At 55.0% G+C, this 21,052-nt stretch carries 17 protein-coding genes and 2 tRNA genes; 15 read left to right on the top strand and 4 right to left on the bottom strand.

Annotation, left to right across the window (positions count from 1 at the left end; all coding sequences use genetic code 11):
- Positions 1-61 precede the first annotated feature (61 nt).
- Positions 62-4,024, bottom strand: a complete 3,963-nt coding sequence (putA, locus tag AAIE02_RS03915) for a trifunctional transcriptional regulator/proline dehydrogenase/L-glutamate gamma-semialdehyde dehydrogenase (RefSeq protein ID WP_498532023.1) — start codon at positions 4,022-4,024, stop codon at positions 62-64.
- A 426-nt stretch (positions 4,025-4,450) separates the two neighbouring features.
- Here putA and putP point away from each other — a divergent pair, with 426 nt between their 5' ends.
- From putP to AAIE02_RS03980, 13 genes are all read left to right on the top strand, one after another.
- Positions 4,451-5,959: a sodium/proline symporter PutP gene (gene putP, locus AAIE02_RS03920; RefSeq protein WP_166875269.1), complete on the top strand. Its 1,509-nt coding sequence runs from the start codon at positions 4,451-4,453 to the stop codon at positions 5,957-5,959.
- Positions 5,960-6,288: 329 nt separating this feature from the next.
- Complete coding sequence (gene efeU, locus AAIE02_RS03925) at positions 6,289-7,122, top strand: iron uptake transporter permease EfeU (protein ID WP_008455644.1); 834 nt, start codon at positions 6,289-6,291, stop codon at positions 7,120-7,122.
- A 64-nt stretch (positions 7,123-7,186) separates the two neighbouring features.
- Positions 7,187-8,311: an iron uptake system protein EfeO gene (efeO, locus tag AAIE02_RS03930; RefSeq protein ID WP_166875266.1), complete on the top strand. Its 1,125-nt coding sequence runs from the start codon at positions 7,187-7,189 to the stop codon at positions 8,309-8,311.
- Positions 8,312-8,316: 5 nt separating this feature from the next.
- The gene (gene efeB / locus AAIE02_RS03935; RefSeq protein ID WP_498532024.1) at positions 8,317-9,603 is read left to right on the top strand and encodes an iron uptake transporter deferrochelatase/peroxidase subunit; all 1,287 of its coding nucleotides are present in this window, start codon (positions 8,317-8,319) and stop codon (positions 9,601-9,603) included.
- A 704-nt stretch (positions 9,604-10,307) separates the two neighbouring features.
- A complete protein-coding gene (phoH, locus tag AAIE02_RS03940; RefSeq protein ID WP_008455641.1) occupies positions 10,308-11,096 on the top strand; it encodes a phosphate starvation-inducible protein PhoH in 789 nt (262 codons plus the stop codon).
- A 265-nt stretch (positions 11,097-11,361) separates the two neighbouring features.
- On the top strand, positions 11,362-11,685 hold the full coding sequence (locus tag AAIE02_RS03945) for a PTS sugar transporter subunit IIB (RefSeq protein WP_008455640.1): 324 nt from the start codon (positions 11,362-11,364) through the stop codon (positions 11,683-11,685).
- Positions 11,686-11,775: 90 nt separating this feature from the next.
- Positions 11,776-13,134 (top strand): PTS N,N'-diacetylchitobiose transporter subunit IIC, encoded by a 1,359-nt coding sequence (chbC, locus tag AAIE02_RS03950; RefSeq protein ID WP_008455639.1) that lies wholly within the window; start codon positions 11,776-11,778, stop codon positions 13,132-13,134.
- Positions 13,135-13,189: 55 nt separating this feature from the next.
- Complete coding sequence (chbA, locus tag AAIE02_RS03955) at positions 13,190-13,540, top strand: PTS N,N'-diacetylchitobiose transporter subunit IIA (protein WP_008455638.1); 351 nt, start codon at positions 13,190-13,192, stop codon at positions 13,538-13,540.
- Positions 13,541-13,551: 11 nt separating this feature from the next.
- Positions 13,552-14,388: a transcriptional regulator ChbR gene (chbR, locus tag AAIE02_RS03960; protein WP_034808027.1), complete on the top strand. Its 837-nt coding sequence runs from the start codon at positions 13,552-13,554 to the stop codon at positions 14,386-14,388.
- A 90-nt stretch (positions 14,389-14,478) separates the two neighbouring features.
- Positions 14,479-15,822, top strand: a complete 1,344-nt coding sequence (locus AAIE02_RS03965; RefSeq protein ID WP_008455636.1) for a 6-phospho-beta-glucosidase — start codon at positions 14,479-14,481, stop codon at positions 15,820-15,822.
- Positions 15,823-15,867: 45 nt separating this feature from the next.
- Positions 15,868-16,629, top strand: a complete 762-nt coding sequence (gene chbG, locus AAIE02_RS03970; protein ID WP_498532025.1) for a chitin disaccharide deacetylase — start codon at positions 15,868-15,870, stop codon at positions 16,627-16,629.
- A gap of 101 nt (positions 16,630-16,730) precedes the next feature.
- Positions 16,731-17,078 carry a nitrous oxide-stimulated promoter family protein gene (locus AAIE02_RS03975; protein WP_498532026.1) on the top strand — a complete coding sequence of 116 codons (348 nt, stop codon included), beginning with the start codon at positions 16,731-16,733 and terminating at the stop codon, positions 17,076-17,078.
- Between the two features lie 79 nt (positions 17,079-17,157).
- A complete protein-coding gene (locus AAIE02_RS03980) occupies positions 17,158-17,616 on the top strand; it encodes an NUDIX hydrolase (RefSeq protein ID WP_336983879.1) in 459 nt (152 codons plus the stop codon).
- 448 nt (positions 17,617-18,064) lie between these two features.
- On the opposite strand, the gene AAIE02_RS03985 is transcribed toward AAIE02_RS03980, so the two are convergent.
- The 3 genes from AAIE02_RS03985 to AAIE02_RS03995 all read right to left on the bottom strand — a co-directional run bounded on the left by AAIE02_RS03985 (position 18,065) and on the right by AAIE02_RS03995 (position 19,042).
- Positions 18,065-18,152: transfer RNA gene (locus tag AAIE02_RS03985), tRNA-Ser, on the bottom strand.
- A 196-nt stretch (positions 18,153-18,348) separates the two neighbouring features.
- Positions 18,349-18,483 (bottom strand): outer membrane channel protein, encoded by a 135-nt coding sequence (locus AAIE02_RS03990; RefSeq protein WP_166993708.1) that lies wholly within the window; start codon positions 18,481-18,483, stop codon positions 18,349-18,351.
- Between the two features lie 471 nt (positions 18,484-18,954).
- Positions 18,955-19,042: transfer RNA gene (locus AAIE02_RS03995), tRNA-Ser, on the bottom strand.
- A 203-nt stretch (positions 19,043-19,245) separates the two neighbouring features.
- Here AAIE02_RS03995 and ghrA point away from each other — a divergent pair.
- Together ghrA and AAIE02_RS04005 are read left to right on the top strand one after the other, a co-directional pair.
- Positions 19,246-20,187: a glyoxylate/hydroxypyruvate reductase GhrA gene (gene ghrA, locus AAIE02_RS04000; protein ID WP_166875252.1), complete on the top strand. Its 942-nt coding sequence runs from the start codon at positions 19,246-19,248 to the stop codon at positions 20,185-20,187.
- A gap of 103 nt (positions 20,188-20,290) precedes the next feature.
- Positions 20,291-21,028 carry a phosphatase gene (locus tag AAIE02_RS04005; RefSeq protein ID WP_008453572.1) on the top strand — a complete coding sequence of 246 codons (738 nt, stop codon included), beginning with the start codon at positions 20,291-20,293 and terminating at the stop codon, positions 21,026-21,028.
- The last annotated feature ends 24 nt before the right edge of the window (positions 21,029-21,052 follow it).

Consider the following 21,052-nt stretch of genomic DNA (forward strand, 5'->3'; position numbering starts at 1 on the left):
TCTGGTGTCCTCATCAAAAAAAAGGCTCTCATGACGAGAGCCTTTGTATCCTGACAGACTGTTAACCGATTGTCATCAGGCTGGCGTTGCCGCCCGCGGCAGCGGTGTTCACGCTCAGAGAACGCTCCACGTAGAGACGCTCAAGCAGGATGTTACTTTCCCCGCGCGCGAAGCCCTGAACGGAAACAATCGCCCCGGTGCGAGCCGCGACGGCTTCGCAAAGTTTGCGCAGCTGGTCGGAGTCGCCGTGGTAAATCACCGCCTCAAACGGCTGCTTCAGCAGATCTTCCGGCTTGGCAAAATCAACCTGCTGCTGCACGGCTTTAGGCAACTGCTTCGCCAGGTCGCGATGCAGGCTGTCATCCGCCCACAGCACGCGGCTGCCCACGCTGGTTACCGCCGCCAACTGTACTAGCGTATCGCGCTCATCGTCGGCGACGCAAAGAATGCGTTCACGCGGCAGCAGAGCATATGTATTGCGCTCTCCGGTTGGGCCAGGCAGCACGCGCAGCGTTCCGCTTTGCGCCAGTTCACCAAACTGCTGGCAAACGGCTTTCAGCTCTTCGCGGTTGGTCGCCCACTCGCTCAGTGCCTGATGGGCAACCTGCAGATCGCTCTTCAGGGAGGCATCCACCGGGGTTTCCGCATCGTGGCGGTTGAAAGTGGTTTGCAGCGCATTTTCAGGGCGATTCGCCAGCAGGCGGTACAGGTACAGCGGACCACCGGCTTTAGGGCCGGTACCGGACAGGCCTTCGCCGCCGAAGGGCTGAACGCCAACCACGGCGCCGACCATGTTGCGGTTAACGTACATGTTGCCGACGTGGGCGGAGCCGGTGACCTGGGCAATCGTCTCGTCGATTCGGGTATGCACGCCGAGCGTCAGACCATAGCCAGCGGCATTGATCTGCTTAATCAGCGATTCAAGATTGTTGCGGCTGTAGCGCACCACGTGCAGCACCGGGCCGAACACTTCTTTCTTCATCTCGTCGAAGCTTTCCAGCTCGATAAGGGTTGGCGCTACAAAGGTGCCGGACTGCCATTCGCGCTCGTCCACGCTGTTTTCACGCACGGCCTGGAACACGGTGCGGCCTTTGGCGCGCATCGCCTGGATATGCTTCTCAATATTCTGCTGCGCTTCGGCGTCAATCACTGGCCCAATGTCGGTGGTCAGGCGGCCTGGGTTACCCATGCGGCATTCCGCCATGGCACCACGAAGCATTTGCAGCGTGTGGTCAGCCACGTCTTCCTGCAGGCAGAGTACGCGCAGGGCGGAGCAGCGCTGCCCGGCGCTGTCGAAGGCGGAGGAAACCACGTCCACCACAACCTGTTCGGTTAGCGCGGAGGAGTCCACGATCATCGCGTTAAGGCCGCCGGTTTCCGCAATCAGCGGCGTTGGGCGGCCCTGAGGATCGAGGCGGTCGGCGATATTGCGCTGCAGCAGAGACGCGACTTCAGTTGAGCCGGTGAACATCACTCCGCGTACGCGGGAGTCGCCTGTGAGCTGCGCCCCGACGGTTTCACCGCGGCCGGGCAACAACTGGAGTACGCCCGCAGGTACGCCTGCTTCAAGCAGGATCGCCACGCCCTGGGCCGCGATCAGTGGAGTTTGTTCCGCAGGCTTGGCCAGCACGCTGTTCCCGGCGGCAAGCGCGGCGGCAATCTGGCCGGTAAAGATAGCCAACGGGAAGTTCCACGGGCTGATACAGACCACCGGGCCAAGAGGACGATGCGTTTCATTGTCGAAATCGTCACGCACCTGGCCTGCGTAATAGTGCAGGAAGTCCACGGCCTCACGCACTTCGGCAATGGCGTTGCTGAAGGTTTTACCCGCTTCACGCACAAGGATGCCGATCAGCTGCTGCATGCGGCTTTCCATCATCACGGCGGCGCGTTCGAGAATAGCGGCACGCTCCTGCGGCGGGGTGGCAAACCAGATTGGCGCGTGGTTGACGGCATTCTCAAGGGCGAGGGAAACCTCTTCGCTCGTGGCTTCACGGGTGTAGCCCACAATGTCGGTTGGCTCGGCCGGGTTTTTCACCGGCGTTAATTCACCTTCAATAACCGGCTGTTCCAGCACCGGTGTGGCGTGCCATTTCTGTGCAGCGCTGTTCAGCAGGGCGGAAGAAAGCGACGCCAGACGGTGTTCATTGGCTAAATCAAGGCCGCTGGAGTTGGCGCGTTCCGCCCCGTAAAGCGCTTTCGGCAGGGCGATTTTAGGATGCGGCAACCCTGGCTGGCCCTCTTTGGCGGCCATGGCTTCCACCGCGCTCACCGGGTCCGCAACCAGCTCGTCCAGCGGCAGGGTGGCGTCGGCAATGCGGTTGACGAAAGAGGTGTTGGCGCCGTTTTCCAGCAGGCGACGCACCAGGTAAGCCAGCAGCGTTTCGTGCGTACCCACCGGGGCGTAAATGCGGCAAGGGCGGTTCAGTTTGCCGTCTGCGACTTTCCCCACCACCTGCTCATACAGCGGCTCACCCATGCCGTGCAGGCACTGGAACTCGTACTGGCCTGGGTAGTAGTTCTGCCCGGCCAGATTATAGATAGCAGCCAGCGTGTGGGCGTTATGGGTCGCAAACTGCGGATAGATCAGGTTCGGCACGGCCAGCAGTTTCTTGGCGCAGGCGAGGTAGGAGATGTCGGTGTACACCTTGCGGGTATAGACCGGGTATCCTTCCAGACCGTCGACCTGGGCGCGTTTGATTTCGCTGTCCCAGTAGGCGCCTTTGACCAGGCGAATCATCAGGCGGCGACGGCTGCGGGTGGCCAGATCAACCAGGTAATCAATCACAAACGGGCAGCGCTTTTGGTAGGCCTGGATAACAAAGCCGATGCCGTTCCAGCCCGCCAGCTCAGGTTCAAAGCAGAGTTTTTCCAGCAGATCGAGGGAGATCTCCAGGCGATCCGCCTCTTCGGCGTCAATGTTAATGCCAACGTCATACTGGCGAGCCAGCAGCGTGAGGGACTTCAGGCGCGGGTAAAGCTCTTCCATCACGCGGTCGTACTGCGCACGGCTGTAACGTGGGTGCAGAGCGGAAAGCTTGATGGAGATACCCGGGCCTTCATAAATCCCGCGGCCGTTGGACGCTTTACCGATGGCGTGAATCGCCTGCTGGTAGGAAACCATATAGGCCTGCGCGTCGGCGGCGGTCAGCGCAGCTTCGCCCAGCATGTCGTAGGAGTAGCGGAAACCTTTCTCTTCCAGCTTGCGGGCGTTAGCCAGCGCTTCGGCGATGGTTTCGCCGGTCACGAACTGCTCGCCCATCAGGCGCATCGCCATGTCCACGCCTTTACGCACCAGTGGTTCACCGCTTTTGCTGATGATGCGGTTCAGGGAGCGGGAAAGGCTGGCTTCGTTATGGGTGGACACCAGGCGGCCGGTAAACAGCAGGCCCCAGGTTGCCGCGTTCACGAACAGCGACGGGCTGCGGCCAATGTGCGAGTGCCAGTTCCCGTTGCTGATTTTGTCGCGGATCAGCGCGTCTCGGGTGGCTTTATCCGGGATACGCAGCAGCGCTTCCGCGAGGCACATCAGCGCCACGCCTTCCTGGGAAGACAGGGAGAACTCCTGCAGCAGGCTCTGAACCATGCCCGCGCGGCCGGACGCCGTTTTCTGGTTGCGCAGCTTGTCGGCCAGCTGGTAAGCCAGCTTTTGCGTTTGTTCGGCGATGGCCGGCGCCAGGCGAGCCTGCTCAAGGATCATCGGGACTGCGTCGGTTTCAGGGCGACGCCACGCGGCGGTAATCGCGGCCCGGCTGACGGACTGCGGCAGGATCTGCTCGGCAAAATCGAGGAACGGCTGCGCCACTTCTTCAGGCTGCACCGGAGATTCTTCGCTCTCATTGGCCGCCCCGGCCAGCAGGGCTGGTAGCTCAGGCAGCTCATCGCTGCTTTCCAGGCGCTCGAGATAATTAAAAATCGCCTGCTTAATCAGCCAGTGTGGGGTGCGGTCAATGCGTGAGGCGGCTTCTTTAATGCGGTCGCGCGTCGCTTCATCCAGTTTTACGCCCATCGTGGTGGTGCCCATACGACAGTCTCCAGGTTAATGATGATTCGGGGTTGTGCTTTGTTAGCCAGCAATATCTATGAAGTTGCAACTTTGTGCAACCTTGTTAAATCGAAGCCGATAAAGGGCCCACAAAAAAGAGGAATTGTTACCAGTAAGATAAGAAAATCGTCTGACGGAGCGGGAAGCGGAACGCTAGATTTATTGATGAAGTTAACACTTTTTAACGGTGCAACCGCTAAAAGTGTGAGTAAGTGCAACCTGGTGAAAAATGCTTACCTAAGGCAGATGCAAACGATGTAAATGCCGTGTTAAATCGTTTGTGAAAAATAAAGGGTTCCGGCAGGATGCATTCCCCATTACATCACGATAACAACACAGCGCCTCGTTCCGGCGCGAAGCAGCCTGGTCAGAGAGAGCAGGCGTAATAGCTATGGAGAAGTCTGAATGACAATTAGCACACCGATGCTGGTGACCTTCCTCGTTTATATCTTTGGCATGATTCTCATCGGCTTTATCGCCTGGCGTTCAACCCGCAGCTTTGACGACTATATTCTTGGCGGCCGTAGCCTCGGGAGCGTGGTGACCGCGCTGTCGGCGGGCGCCTCGGATATGAGCGGCTGGCTGTTAATGGGGTTGCCGGGCGCGATCTTTATCTCCGGGATTTCAGAAAGCTGGATCGCCATCGGCCTGACCTTAGGGGCGTGGATCAACTGGAAATTAGTGGCGGGGCGCCTGCGCGTTCACACGGAATTGAACAACAATGCGCTGACGTTGCCGGATTACTTTACCGGGCGTTTTGAAGACTCCAGTCGCCTACTGCGGATTATCTCGGCGCTGGTGATCCTGCTGTTCTTCACCATTTATTGTGCTTCCGGCATCGTGGCCGGGGCGCGCCTGTTTGAAAGCACCTTTGGCATGAGCTACGAAACGGCGCTGTGGGCCGGGGCGGCCGCTACCATCCTCTATACCTTTGTGGGCGGGTTCCTGGCGGTGAGCTGGACGGATACCGTGCAGGCCAGCCTGATGATCTTCGCGCTGATTCTGACGCCGGTGATGGTGATCATTGCCGTTGGCGGCCTCGATGATTCCCTGATGGTGATTAAGCAAAAGAGCATCGAAAACGTCGATATGCTGAAAGGGCTGAACTTTGTCGCTATCGTTTCGCTGATGGGCTGGGGCCTGGGCTACTTTGGCCAGCCGCATATTCTGGCGCGCTTTATGGCGGCGGATTCACACCACACCATCGTGAACGCACGGCGCATCAGTATGACCTGGATGATCCTCTGCCTGGCGGGTGCCTGCGCGGTGGGCTTCTTCGGGATTGCCTACTTTAACAACAACCCAGAGCAGGCCGGGGCGGTGACGCAAAACGGCGAACGGGTGTTTATCGAGCTGGCGCAAATCCTGTTCAACCCGTGGATTGCCGGGGTGTTGCTCTCCGCGATTCTGGCGGCGGTGATGTCCACGCTGAGCTGCCAGCTGTTGGTGTGCTCCAGCGCGATTACCGAAGATCTGTACAAAGCATTCCTGCGTAAAGGCGCGAGCCAGAAAGAGCTGGTGTGGGTAGGGCGCATGATGGTGCTGGTGGTGGCGCTGGTGGCGATTGCCCTGGCCGCTAACCCGGAAAACCGCGTGCTGGGCCTGGTCAGCTACGCCTGGGCCGGTTTTGGCGCGGCGTTTGGCCCGGTGGTGCTGTTCTCGGTGATGTGGTCACGCATGACCCGCAACGGGGCGCTGGTAGGGATGATTGTCGGGGCGGCAACCGTGCTGGTCTGGAAGCAGTTTGGCTGGCTGGGGCTGTACGAAATTATCCCTGGTTTCGCTTTCGCCAGTCTGGCGATTGTGGCGGTGAGCCTGCTGGGCAAAGCACCTTCAACGTCCATGCAGAAGCGTTTCGCCGAAGCCGATGCGGTTTATCACACCGCGCCGCCGAGCAAGCTGCAGCCTGAGTAACAGGTGATCTTTTACAGGGCCGGTTAATCCGGCCCTTTATAGGTTGCTGACAAAGAGGAAAAAAGCGTGGTTTTTCCCTCTTTGTGGTGAGTAGCCGAAAATCAATGAATTGATTTTCCTGTTTTTTAACGAGCTGTCTGATATTTCTTCTTTCGTCAGAGGGTTGTCATCAGTCTGAAGGGCCGGTTAATCCGGCCCTTTTTACATCTGGTCATAAATATGTAATCCCCGTCTCTTGTTTTTCTTTTCAGCGCTAATGATAATCACAATCGTTATGGTTTACTTTTCTTTACGTCAATTGACTTGTATTCACATCTGAGGTGTCAGGCATGTTTGTTCCGTTTCTCATCATGTTACGCGAAGGGCTGGAGGCAGCGCTCATCGTTAGCCTGATTGCCAGCTATCTGAAGCGTACCCAGCGCGGCCAGTGGATAGCCGTGATGTGGATTGGCGTTTTTGCCGCCGCTGCACTTTGCCTGGGCCTCGGTATCTTCATCAATGAAACCACCGGCGAGTTCCCGCAAAAAGAGCAGGAGCTGTTTGAGGGGATCGTGGCGGTTATTGCCGTGTTTATTCTGACCTGGATGGTGTTCTGGATGCGTAAAGTGTCCCGTAACGTCAAGGTGCAGCTGGAGCAGGCGGTGGATAACGCGCTGCACAGCAAAGGCAACCACGGCTGGGCGCTGATCATGATGGTCTTTTTCGCCGTCGCGCGTGAAGGTCTGGAGTCGGTGTTCTTCCTGCTGGCGGCTTTCCAACAGGACGTGGGCATTTGGCCACCGCTGGGGGCGATGCTGGGCCTGGCCACCGCCATCGTTTTAGGCTTCCTTATTTACTGGGGCGGGATTCGTCTCAATTTAGGCGCGTTCTTTAAATGGACCAGTCTGTTTATTCTGCTGGTGGCCGCAGGCCTTGCAGCCGGTGCCGTGCGCGCATTCCACGAAGCCGGGCTGTGGAACCACTTCCAGGACATCGCGTTTGATATGAGCAACACGCTCTCCACCCATTCGCTGACCGGCACCTTGCTGGAGGGGATTTTTGGTTATCAGGAAACCCCAACCGTGAGCGAAGTAGCGATGTACTTCATCTATCTGATTCCGGCGCTGGTGCTGTTCTTTATGCCGCCGCGCGTGAACAACCAGGCGACCAATACGGCTCGTTAATTGATTTCCGGCGGGGCGACCCGCCGTTCAGTGATAACTACTCATTGTTTAATAGGGATAGGTCATGACCAAACATTTTCGTCTGAAGGCACTGCACGTTGCGCTGCTCGCGCTTGTCTCTTCCACCTTTGCCGCGCAGGCGGCGGACATTCCCCAGGTAAAAGTCACCGTCACGGATAAACAATGTGAGCCGATGAATGTGACCGTGAACGCCGGGAAGACCCAGTTCATTATCCAGAATAACAGCCAGAAAGCGCTGGAGTGGGAGATCCTGAAAGGGGTGATGGTAGTGGAAGAGCGTGAAAACATCGCGCCGGGCTTCTCCCAGAAGCTGACCGCTAACCTGCAGCCGGGTGAATACGACATGACCTGCGGTCTGCTGACCAACCCGAAAGGCAAGCTGGTGGTGAAAGCGACCGGCAAACAGGAAGCACCTAAATCCGATCTGCTGGCGCTGACCGGCCCAATCACCGAATACAAAGCCTACGTGACCGCTGAAGTGGCTGAGCTGGTGAAAGGCACCAAAGCCTTTACCGACGCGGTGAAAGCCGGCGATTTAGAGAAAGCCAAAGCCCTGTATGCGCCAACTCGTCAGCATTACGAGCGTATTGAGCCGATTGCTGAGCTGTTCTCAGACCTCGACAGCAGCATTGATGCCCGTGAAGACGACTTCGAGAAAAAAGCGGATGACCCGAAATTCACCGGTTTCCACCGTCTGGAGAAGATCCTGTTTGGCGACAACACCACCAAAGACGCCGCGCAGTTTGCCGACAAGCTGAACGCCGACGTGCTGGATCTGCAGACTCGTGTTTCCGAGCTGGCCTTCCCGCCGAGCAAAGTAGTTGGCGGTGCAGCTGGCCTGATTGAAGAAGTCGCTGCGACCAAAATCAGCGGGGAAGAAGACCGCTACAGCCACACTGACCTGTGGGACTTCCAGGCGAACGTCGACGGCGCGCAGAAAATCGTTAACCTGCTGCGTCCTCAACTGACCAAAGAGAACCCGGCGCTGCTGGCGAAAGTGGATGCCAACTTCAAGAAAGTTGACGCCATTCTGGCGAAGTACCGCACCAAAGACGGGTTTGAAACCTACGACAAGCTGACGGATAACGATCGCAAGGCACTGAAAGGGCCGATCACGACGCTTGCGGAAGACCTGTCTCAGCTGCGTGGCGTGATGGGCCTGGACTAAGCATCATGAGCAATAAAGACAACACCGGCGCGCACCAACCGGCGCGCCGCCAGCTGCTGAAAACACTGGGCGCCCTTGGGGGCGCTTTTGCCGTGGGCGGCGGGTGCCCGATGGCGGCCCATGCGGCGAATCCGGTCTCTTCGCCGGGCACGCTGCCGCCGGATGGTCGCCTTGAAAGCCAACCGCTGTATGGTGAACACCAGGCCGGGATTCTGACACCCCAGCAGGCCGCCATGATGCTCGTGGCGTTTGACGTGCTGGCCAGTGACAAAGCCGACCTCGAACGTCTGTTCCGCTTGCTGACCGCCCGCTTTGACTTCCTGACCCGCGGCGGCCCGGCACCGGAAACGCCAAATCCACGGTTACCGCCGATGGACTCTGGCATTCTTGGGGCGGAAATTTACCCGGATAACCTGACGATCACGGTGTCTGCCGGCAGCTCGCTCTTTGACGAGCGTTTTGGCCTGCAAAAGCAGATGCCGAAAAAGCTACAGCCAATGACCAGTTTCCCGAATGATTCGCTGGATGCCAGCTTGTGTCACGGCGATTTGCTGCTGCAGATTTGTGCCAACACCAACGACACTGTGATCCACGCGTTGCGCGATATTATCAAGCACACGCCAGATCTCCTCAGCGTGCGCTGGAAGCGGGAAGGGTTCATCTCCAACCATGCGGCGCGCAGCCGAGGGAAAGAGACGCCCATCAACCTGTTAGGCTTCAAAGACGGCACGGCCAACCCTGACAGCCATGATAAACCACTGATGGACGACGTGGTTTGGGTAACGAAGCAACAGCAGGAGCCAGCCTGGGCTACCGGCGGTAGCTATCAGGCCGTGCGCATTATTCAGTTCCACGTTGAGTCCTGGGACCGTACGCCGCTGAAAGAGCAGCAGACTATCTTCGGGCGAGAGAAACACAGCGGTGCGCCGCTGGGTATGACAAATGAGCATGATGTGCCGGACTACGCCGCCGATCCTGACGGCGATGTGATTGCGCTGGATGCCCATATCCGCCTTGCAAATCCAAGGACCAAAGAAACGCAGTCGGGGTTGATGATGCGGCGAGGCTACAGCTATTCTCTGGGCGCCACCAAATCCGGCCAGCTCGACATGGGGCTGCTGTTCGTCTGCTACCAGCATGACCTTGAAAAAGGCTTCCTGACGGTGCAGGGCAGGCTGAACGGCGAGGCGCTGGAAGAGTACATCAAGCCGATCGGCGGTGGGTATTTCTTCGCGCTGCCGGGCGTGTCGGATAAACAGCATTATCTGGGGCAGGGGATGATTGAGGCGTAATTATTGCCGTACCGGTGATGAGAGCCGGGAACGAATCTTCCCCTCATCCCGGCCCTCTTCCCACAGGGGCGAGGGAGAAAACAGTCGACGGGAGCATTATTTATTCCCTCTCCCTGCCAGGGAGAGGGTAAATCCAGAAGCGACATTGTGACAGAGGGAAACCTTAGCCGTTCTTATCGAGAGTGGTTTATGTAGATTTTCATTTGCTAACAATTCGCTCCCCCAATTATTCATGACAATTCCCTATGACTATCCCGCTGATATATTTCTGTAATATTGATGTGCGAAAACGGTACACAGCAGCGGATTGTGATTAAACGTTACTTAAAAGTGAGATTTATGTTGCATTTTGGGTGATGTTTGGTGTACTTAAAGCATGAGCGGTAGTTCCCTGCTGTGACGTTTAATCACTACGGAGATCGCGAATGGTTGGGTCCTGTACTGGACGGTTACTTAAACACTTTACCCGCACTACCCAGCGCGGAGGCCTCTCCTCCGGCTTCGCTATCTTCACCGCTAAATTTCCCCATTCAGAGTCAAATCAGCGTCCTAACGGTGCGTCAGGCAACGTTTCGCGTTCGCTTAACGCACCCTCTCAACCGGCAGTTAATGGCTTACAAGGAAGCCAAACCTCATCCGTTAGTGGCCATAATCGCGCCTGTCCAGACGGCGCGGGAAATGAAACCAACTGTAAGGTGCCATCCATGGGAAGACAGAAAGCTGTGATCAAAGCTCGTCGCGAAGCAAAACGTGTGCTGAGACGGGATTCGCGTAGCCACCGGCAGCGTGAAGAGGAATCGGTCACCACGCTTGTGCAGATGAGCGGCGTAGAATCTATAGGCATGGCGCGCGACAGCCGCGACCATTCACCTATCGAAGCGCGGAATGAAGCTCAGGCGCACTATCTTAATGCCATCGAGAAAAAGCAGCTGATATTTGCTACCGGCGAAGCCGGCTGTGGCAAGACGTTCATCAGCGCGGCAAAAGCCGCTGAGGCCCTGATACATAAGGATGTCGACAGGATTATTGTTACCCGTCCGGTGCTGCAGGCCGATGAAGATCTCGGCTTCCTCCCCGGTGATATCTCAGAAAAGTTCGCCCCGTATTTCCGCCCGGTGTATGACATCCTGGTGCGACGTTTAGGGTCGTCTTTTATGCAGTATTGCCTGCGGCCTGAAATTGGTAAGGTTGAGATTGCGCCGTTCGCCTATATGCGCGGACGCACTTTTGAAAATGCCGTGGTTATTCTGGATGAGGCGCAGAATGTCACCGCAGCGCAAATGAAGATGTTCCTCACCCGCCTCGGGGAAAACGTGACGGTTATCGTCAATGGCGATATCACGCAGTGCGATTTACCTGCTGGCGTACCGTCCGGTTTAAGCGATGCGCTGAATCGTTTTGAAGAGGATGACATGGTCGGCGTTGTTCGCTTTGGTAAGCAGGATTGTGTGCGCTCGGCCCTCTGCCAGCGCACGCTGAACGCCTACGACTGACCGCCTTCAACGATTTAGACAAAAGCCCAAACTTCGGTTTGGGCTTTTTTATTTGCGCGAATTATTTGGCCAAACTGTGAAGGGGGTCATAACACCAGGTCAAGGAGAGACAATTTATGAGGCATGAGAATTATCTCTCTTCAGAATGCATGCCGTATACTTTCCTCAAGCAGAGACAATAGTCTCTCTCCACAAACCCGCTTTGGAACAGCAACAATACGCCACGGAAGTCCGTTACAGCGTATTGAGACTTGAGGAACAACTTATGCAAAAGAAAAAAATTTACCTGTTCTGCTCCGCTGGGATGTCAACCTCGCTGTTAGTGACCAAAATGCGAGCGCAGGCCGAAAAGTATGAAGTGCCGGTAGAAATTGAAGCTTTCTCTGAGTCTTTGGCCAGCGAGAAAGGGAAACATGCGGACCTGGTATTGCTTGGGCCACAAATTGCCTACATGCAGGCAGATATCAAGAAATTGTTGCCCACCAAGCCTGTAGAAGTTATCGATTCTGCTCTGTACGGTAAAGTCGATGGGCTGGGTGTGTTGAAAGCGGCTGTGGCAGCAATTAAGAAAGCAGCGGCCGAGAGTTAATTTTTTATTCTTGTTTTGTTTAATTTTCCGTCAAAGAGCGACTTACACCTACAGCCGTAAGTAATTACGGCTTTCAAGGATATTTATAATATGAGTAAAGTCATTGATTCACTTGAGAAGGTTCTCCTGCCTTTTGCTGTAAAAATAGGAAAGCAGCCTCACGTTAATGCCATTAAAAACGGTTTTATTAAATTAATGCCATTAACCCTAACGGGGGCAATGTTTGTTCTGATCAACAACGTATTCCTGAGCTTCGGCGCAGGGTCATTCTTCTACTCGTTAGGCATCCGTTTAGACCCCGAGACCATTGAAACCCTGAATGGGTTTAAAGCTATCGGCGGCAATGTGTACAACGGTACGTTGGGCATAATGTCGCTGATGGCGCCTTTTTTCATTGGCATGGCATTAGCTGAAGAAAGAAAGGTCGATCCTTTGGCCGCGGGCTTATTATCCGTCGCAGCCTTTATGACCGTTACGCCATATAGCGTAGGCGAAGCCTATGCCGTGGGCGCTAACTGGTTAGGCGGCCAGAATATTATTTCCGGTATGATTATCGGTCTGGTTGTCGCGGAGCTGTTTACCTTTGTTGTGCGCCGGAACTGGGTAATTACCCTGCCGGACAGCGTACCGGCCTCAGTATCCCGCTCGTTCTCGGCGTTAATCCCAGGCTTCCTGATTCTGTCTATCTTCGGGATCATCTCCTGGGCGCTGTCTCACTACGGCAGCAACTTCCACCAGATCATCATGGACTCCATTTCGACTCCGCTGGCGTCAATGGGGAGCGTGGTTGGCTGGGCATACGTGATTTTCAACTCCCTGCTGTGGTTCTTCGGTGTTCACGGTTCCCTGGCGCTTACCGCTCTGGATAACGGCATCATGACCCCATGGGCGCTGGAAAACGTGGCGCTGTACCAGCAGTACGGTTCTGTTGAAGCCGCTATCGAAGCGGGCAAACAGTTCCACTTCTGGGCGAAACCAATGCTCGACTCCTACATCCTGCTGGGGGGTTCCGGTGCGACGCTGGGTCTGATTATCGCTATCTTCATCGCCTCTCGCCGCGCCGATCACCGTCAGGTGGCTAAGCTGGCGCTGCCGTCAGGCATCTTCCAGATTAACGAACCGATTCTGTTTGGTCTGCCGATCATCATGAACCCGGTCATGTTCATCCCGTTTGTGGCGGTACAGCCGATTCTGGCCGCGATCACCCTGATTGCGTACTCCATGGGCATTATCCCGCCGGTCACCAACCTGGCACCGTGGACCATGCCTACCGGCCTGGGCGCCTTCTTCAACAGTAACGGCAGCGTCGCTGCACTGCTGGTGGCGCTGTTCAACCTGGGTGTTGCAACGCTGGTGTACATGCCGTTCGTTATCCTGTCCAACAAGGCACAGGCGGTTATTGAAGAAGAAGAAAGCGAAGAAGATATCGCTAACGCACTGAAATTCTAAGTTCAGCCGGGGGAGGGAATGCCTTCCCCGTTTTCAGAATCCGGGGAGCACGCTTATGTTTGATTTAGATAATGTTGTTGAAACTGAAGTAGAAGTGGACGATCTCGAAGAAGTGGTGATGGGCTTAATCATCAATTCAGGCCAGGCCCGCAGCCTAGCCTACGGCGCGCTCAAAAAGGCCAAGCAGGGTGACTTCGCCGGGGCTAAAGAGATGATGGACCAGTCCCGCACGGCGCTGAACGAAGCGCACCTGGTGCAGACTAAGCTGATTGAAGGCGACCAGGGCGAAGGCAAAACCAAAGTGAGCCTGGTGCTGGTACACGCGCAGGACCACCTGATGACTTCGATGCTGGCGCGTGAGCTGGTCACCGAGTTGATTGAATTGCACGAGAAAATGGACAAGTAGCAGGTCAGCATATGCAGCCAGAGATAGACAATATGGAAATTAACATTGTTCGTGAAAGCCAGCTGTTTAACGGCAAGTGTTTCCATGCGTTTATCTACACCAAAGAAGAGAGCGTGAGCGGGCTGCACCAGCATGACTACTACGAATTCACAATCGTGTTGACCGGGCGCTACTACCAGGAAATTAACGGTAAGCGCGTACTGATGGAGCGAGGCGATTTTGTCTTTATTCCGGTCGGTTCCCATCATCAGAGTTTCTACGAGTTTGGTGCGACCCGGTTATTTAACGTGGGGATCAGTCAGCAGTTCTTTGAACAGCATTATATGCCGCTGCTGCCGTCCCATTTGGTGGCCTCACAGGTTTACCAGATTAAGGATGAATTCCTGGCGTTTATGGAATCGGTGATTGCCTCGTTTAATTTCCGCGAAGGGGAATTTAACGAGTTCCTCGAAATGGTGAGTTTTTATGTCGTCAATCGACTGCGCCATTATCGGGAGTCGGAAAATCAGGATGATATTCCATTGTGGTTAAAATCCACCGTTGAAGGGATGCACGACAAAATGCGTTTTGGTGACAAAGCCTTATTAAACATGGTCGCGCTTTCGGGTAAGTCGCAGGAATATTTAACGCGCGCCACTCAGCGCTATTATGGCAAAACGCCGATGCAGATTATTAACGAAATCCGCATTAATTTTGCCAAGAAGCAGCTGGAGATTACTAACTCATCGGTGACCGATATTGCCTTTGAGTCCGGCTACAGCAGCCCCAGCATGTTTATTAAGAACTTTAAAAAGGTCACCTCTTTTACGCCAAATAGTTATCGGAAGAAATTGTACAGCATTAATTAAGGTGCTGGTTAATTACCACGGTCAATATTGCGTTTTTATTAACTTATTCAATTTTCTAAATACGGCGCGTGGCGCTGTACGGGAGCCTGTATGACTAAGAAATTAAAAGTTGTTACTATCGGTGGCGGCAGCAGCTATACCCCAGAATTACTTGAAGGTTTTATTAAGCGCTATCATGAACTACCGATTACCGAACTTTGGCTGGTGGATGTCGAAGCCGGTAAAGAAAAGCAGGATATAATTTTCAATCTTTGCCAGCGCATGATTGAGCACGCCGGTGTGCCGATGACGGTACACAAGAGCCTCGACCGCCGTGAAGCGCTGAAAGACGCGGACTTCGTGACCACCCAGCTGCGCGTGGGCCAGCTGAAAGCGCGCGAGCTGGATGAGCGTATTCCGCTGAGCCACGGTTATCTTGGCCAGGAAACCAACGGCGCGGGTGGCCTGTTCAAAGGGCTGCGCACCATTCCAGTGATTTTCGACATCATCAAAGACGTGCAGGAAATCTGCCCGGATGCGTGGGTTATCAACTTCACTAACCCGGCCGGGATGGTGACTGAGGCGGTATTCCGCCACACCAACTTCAAAAAATTCATCGGCGTGTGCAACATTCCTGTTGGCATGAAGATGTTTATTACCGACGTGCTGAAGCTGACCCCGGAAGATGACCTGGGGATCGATCTCTTCGGCCTGAATCACATGGTGTTCATCAAAGATGTGCTGGTGAACGGCGAATCCCGCTTTGCTGAACTGCTGGACGGCGTAGCCAGCGGTAAACTGAGCGCTAACTCGGTGAAAAACATCTTCGATATGCCGTTTAGCGAAGGGCTGATCCGTTCTCTGAACCTGCTGCCGTGCTCTTACCTGCTGTACTACTTCAAGCAGAAAGAGATGCTGGCCATCGAAATGGGCGAGTTCTACAAAGGCGGCGCGCGCGCCTCCGTGGTACAGAAGGTCGAAAAACAGCTGTTCGAACTGTATAAAGATCCTAACCTCGACGTGAAGCCGAAAGAGCTGGAGCTGCGCGGCGGGGCTTACTACTCTGACGCCGCATGCGAAGTGATCAGCGCTATCTACAATGATAAGCAGACCGAGCACTACGTGAACATCCCGCACCATGGGCACGTGGACAATATCCCGGCGGACTGGGCTATCGAAACGACCAGCATCATTGGCCGTGATGGCGCAAGACCGCACCCGCGCGTGACTCACTTCGACGAGAAAGTGATGGGCCTGATTCATACCATCAAAGGCTTCGAAGTGGCGGCGAGCCAGGCGGCGCTGAGCGGTGAATTCAACGATGTGCTGCTGGCGCTGAACCTGAGCCCGCTTATCCACTCTGACAAGGATGCGGAAGTGATTGCCAAAGAGATGCTGCTTGCCCATAAAGCCCATCTGCCAAACTTTGCGAAAACTATCGAAAAACTGGCGTAATGCCTTGCCCTCCCCGGACGGGGAGGGCCACTCAAGAGGGATGCTATGGACCGCTTACTGATTATCAACGCCGATGACTTTGGCCTGAGTAAGGCGCAAAACTACGGCATCATCGAAGCCTTTCACCACGGTGTGGTGACGTCAACCACCGCGATGGTTAACGCTGAAGCCATTAAACACGCTGCCGGGCTGTACGCACGCTATCCGGGGTTGGGGGTCGGCATGCACTTCGTGCTGACGCTGGGACAGCCGCTGACCAACATGCCGGTGCTAACCCGCGAAACGGGCTTACTGGGTAAATGGATTTGGGAGATGGCCGAGCAGGGGCAGTTGGATCGGGACGAGATCAAACGCGAACTGGAAAGCCAGTATCAGCGCTTTATCGAGATTTTTGGTATTGAACCAACCCATCTTGATAGCCATCATCACGTGCATATGATTCCGGAAATTTTCCCCATCGTTGCGGCGTTTGCCAGCGCGAAAGGGATCCCGCTGCGTGTCGATCGTGATGCCGCAGCCCGGGACAACATTTCCCTGGATGGCGTGCGGACTACGCAAGGGTTTAGCAGCGAGTTTTACGGCGATTCTATTTCTGAAAGCCTGCTTCTGGAGTGCGTGGATGCTTCGGCTAAGCGAGAGGAAGCCTCGCTGGAAGTGATGTGCCACCCGTCATTTGTGGATAACACGCTGCTGAAAAGCAACTACTGCTATCCGCGCCTTGCGGAGCTGGAAGTGCTTACCTCCGCGGCGTTGAAGTACGCGATTGCCGAGCGAGGCTACCGTCTGGGCACGTTCCGCGATCTCTAACCCCTATTCGTACTTCGGCCTGCTGTCGATAAGGTGTATTATTGCTGCATCTTATCGACAATCATTGACCGGACGTTTGTACCGGTTAACGAGGTGCAGCTATGTCCGGAAAACGCATCCAACGCGAAAAGCAAACCATCGCTAAAATGCTCGCCCTGTACGAGCGCAAAAACCCAGCTGCCAGCCCCGATCCAGACCACTACTCACGGCTATACGACTACGCTGCCAAAAGGTTGGATCGCTGCGCTTTTGGCGAAGAAAAGCCCGCCTGCAAGCAATGTCCTATCCACTGCTATCAGCCCTCAAAACGTGAAGAAATGAAGCGGGTGATGCGCTGGAGTGGTCCCCGAATGCTGTTTCACCACCCGATTCTGACCGTGCTTCATTTGATGGACAATCGCCGTCCGGTTCCGCCGCTGCCGGAGAAATACCAGCGTAAGAAAGAGTGACGGAGTCAGTCATGCCGGTTTCATCTTAATCGTGTATAAACGCTGACAATAACGCGGCGTTATGCCCGGAGGGTAGGCGATGGGATACGTGGAAGAAATGAGGGCGCTGGTAGGCCACCGGCTTTTATTACTGGCCGGGGCTAATGTCATCATCACCGATGATCAGCAGCGCATTTTGTTGCAGCTGAGGCGTGATGGCGGCTGGGGATTGCCCGGCGGTTTGCTTGAGCCCGGTGAAAGTTTTGAAGAAACGGCTATCCGTGAAGTGAAAGAAGAGACGAATCTTGATGTTCACGATCTGACTTTACTCGGCACTTTTTCGGGTTCGGACTATACGTTTACGCTCGAGAATAAAGACAGGATTAACGTCATTACTTCACTGTTCGAAGTGACAAGCTGGTCAGGCCGTATCATTAATGACCCTACAGAAGGTCTGGCGCTCACCTTCTTTGCGGAAAGCGAGATCCCGGCAGAAACAAAGGATGAATACAGGGGTTATATAAACTACTACCTGGCGCAAAGAGTTGCTAAAAAGTAACTGCAGGTTATATTCGAACCCATCCCTCATAGTGAAACATGCGAAAAAAAAGCCCGCATTTGCATGCGAGCTCTGCTTTAAATATGGCGGTGAGGGAGGGATATCATTCGCGCCGTCCATGGCGCTCGCCCTGCGGGTTGCCGAAGGCAATGCAAAACGGCTGTCCTGCCGTTTTGTCGAACCCTGGTCGAGGGTTCTCATCCGTCCCTCGTGGTGCAACATGCGAAAAAAAAGCCCGCATTTGCATGCGAGCTCTTCTTTAAATATGGCGGTGAGGGAGGGATATCACTCGCGCCGTCCATGGCGCTCGCCCTACGGGTTGCCGGAGGCAATGCAAAACGGCCATCCTGCCGTTTTGTCGAACCCGGTCGAGGGTTCTCACCCGTCCCTAAAGGGGTTACGGGCAATAAAAAAGCCTGAACGTGAGTTCAGGCTCTCTTATCGAAGATGGCGGTGAGGGAGGGATTCGAACCCTCGATACGTTGCCGTATACACACTTTCCAGGCGTGCTCCTTCAGCCACTCGGACACCTCACCATATTGTTTTGCTGCACACCTTAGGTGGGCAACGGGGCGCTACTATAGGGAGTCAGCCCTCTTCGGTCAAGCCTAATTTATGGATTATGCCGCGTTCGGTTAAGGTGTGAGCGGTTGAGGCGGTTTTAAGGCAAATTCGTCGAAAAAAGCTCCCGCCCGGGTAATTCCTGTGGGCGGGAGAGGGTTAATCATCGCGCTAGCTGGCATTACCTCCCAGCGACTGCCAGAGCGTAATGCGGTTCTCCAGCGCCGTTAAGGCTGTCAGATAATCGCCGATGCCAATCTGCTGCTGTTTTTGCACTATCTTCAGTGAGGCTTCCGCACTGGACATCGTCTGCTGTGCCAGCTCAAGGCTGCTGGTTTTTAACCTGATAAGGTTTTCTTGTCGGAATCAAATCAAGGTCGACGTACAAATATTGGGTGAATTGTGAAGGGTATATGGCGGTGAGGGAGGGATGATTCTCGCGCCGTCCGTGGCGCTCGCCCTGCGGTTTGCCGAAGGCAATGCAAAACGGTCATCCTGCCGTTTTGTCGAACCCGGTCGAGGGTTCTCATCCGTCCCTCGTGGTGCAACATGCGAAAAAAAAGCCCGCATTTGCATGCGAGCTCTTCTTTAAATATGGCGGTGAGGGAGGGATATCACTCGCGCCGTCCATGGCGCTCGTCCTGCGGGTTGCCGAAGGCAATGCAAAACGGCTGTCCTGCCGTTTTGTCGAACCCTGTCGAGGGTTCTCATCCGTCCCTCAAGGGGTTACGGGTAATAAAAAAGCCTGAACGTGAGTTCAGGCTCTCTTATCGAAGATGGCGGTGAGGGAGGGATTCGAACCCTCGATACGTTGCCGTATACACACTTTCCAGGCGTGCTCCTTCAGCCACTCGGACACCTCACCATATTGTCGCTCCAGCGCTGCTGGAACGGGCGCTAATTTAGGGAAAATGGGCTTCGCCGTCAATGCTAATTTCATGTTTTTGGTGCGTTTAGCCAAACTTCGTCCAACTTGATTCTTAAACCACCACAAGATGCTGCTTTTTATTACTTTGGGGCTTGCATGGCGAGTCGATTCGCGCAAGCCTAAGAAAAAAAGGAGGCAGTATGGACATTATTTTTCATCACCCCACTTTTGACACCGAGTACTGGCTGAATCGCCTTCAGCTGGCTTTGCCTGGCGCTCGCGTTCGCCAGTGGAAGCAGGGCGACCAGCAACCCGCAGACTATGCCCTTGTCTGGCATCCTCCGGTGGAAATGCTTAGCGGCCGTAAAGGGCTAAAAGGCGTATTTGCGCTGGGAGCGGGCGTTGACGCTATCCTCAGTAAACTTCAGGCTCATCCTGACATGCTGCCTGACGGCGTGCCGCTGTTCCGCCTCGAAGACACCGGCATGGGGCTGCAGATGCAGGAGTATGCGGTCAGTCAGGTGCTGCACTGGTTCCGTCGTTTTGACGATTACCAAAGGCAAAAACAGCAGGGGCAATGGCAGCCGCTGGACGATTATCGTCGCGAGGATTTCACCATTGGGATCCTCGGTGCAGGCGTACTGGGCGGTAAAGTCGCTGAAAGTCTTGTGGCCTGGGGCTTCCCGGTTCGCTGCTGGAGCCGCAGTAAGAAAGATTTCCCTGGCGTAGAAAGTTTTGCCGGTGGCGAAGCGCTGCCTGCCTTTTTAAGCGGCACCCGCGTGTTGATCAACTTGCTGCCTAATACGCCGCAAACCGTCGGCATCATCAATCGTGAATTGTTGAGTCAATTGGCTAAAGAGTCCTACGTGATAAATCTCGCGCGCGGGGTTCACCTTGTCGAAGCCGATCTGCTTGCGGCGCTGGATGCCGGGCAGCTCAAGGGGGCAATGCTGGACGTCTTCTCTAAAGAGCCGCTGCCGGAAAATAATCCGCTATGGGCACATCCTCGCGTGGCAATTACGCCGCATGTTGCAGCGGTAACTCGTCCTGATGAGGCGATTGCCTATATAGCAAAAACGATTACTCAACTGGAAAACGGTGAAGCCGTTTCAGGTGAGGTCTCACTTCAGCACGGCTATTAAGCATCAAGCCCGGCCCTGGCCGGGCTGATAACGTTCCGGAAGCAGGCTAAAAATTGTCATAGATTGCTGGTATCCTTACTTCAAAATAGAAAAGGAGAAAGCCATGTATCCCGTTGACCTGCATATGCATACCGTTGCCAGCACCCACGCCTACAGTACCCTCCACGATTATATTGCCGTTGCGAAAGCCAAAGGTATCAAGCTGTTCGCCATTACCGACCACGGCCCGGATATGGCGGATGCGCCGCATTACTGGCACTTTATTAATATGCGTATCTGGCCACGACTGGTCGATGGCGTCGGCATTTTGCGCGGTATTGAGTCGAACATTAAAAATACCGCCGGGGAAATAGACTGCACCGGCCCGATGCTGGACGCGCTGGATTTAATTATCGCGGGCTTCCATGAGCCGGTGTTCCCGCCCAAAGATAAAGCCACCCACACCGAAGCGATGATCGCGACGATGGCGAACGGCGACGTACATATCATCAGCCATCCAGGGAATCCTAAGTTTGAGATTGATATCCCAGCTGTTGCGGCGGCGGCGGCGAAGTATAACGTCGCGCTGGAGCTGAATAATTCTTCGTTTACCCATTCGCGTATTGGCAGCGGCCCAAACTGCCGCGCTATTGCCGAAGCCGTGCGCGATGCAGGTGGCTGGCTGGCGTTAGGATCCGACTCTCACACTGCCTTTACGCTGGGGGATTTCACCGAATGCCGTAAAATCCTCGACGAAATCAATTTCCCGGAAGAGCGGATCCTTAACGTCTCTCCGCAGCGCCTGCTGGGCTTCCTGGAAGCCCGTGGCATGGCGCCAATTGCTGAATTTGCCACACTGTAATTAACACCCGTAATGGATAGAGCC

The organism is Cedecea sp. Ae19-4, assembly GCF_059801165.1.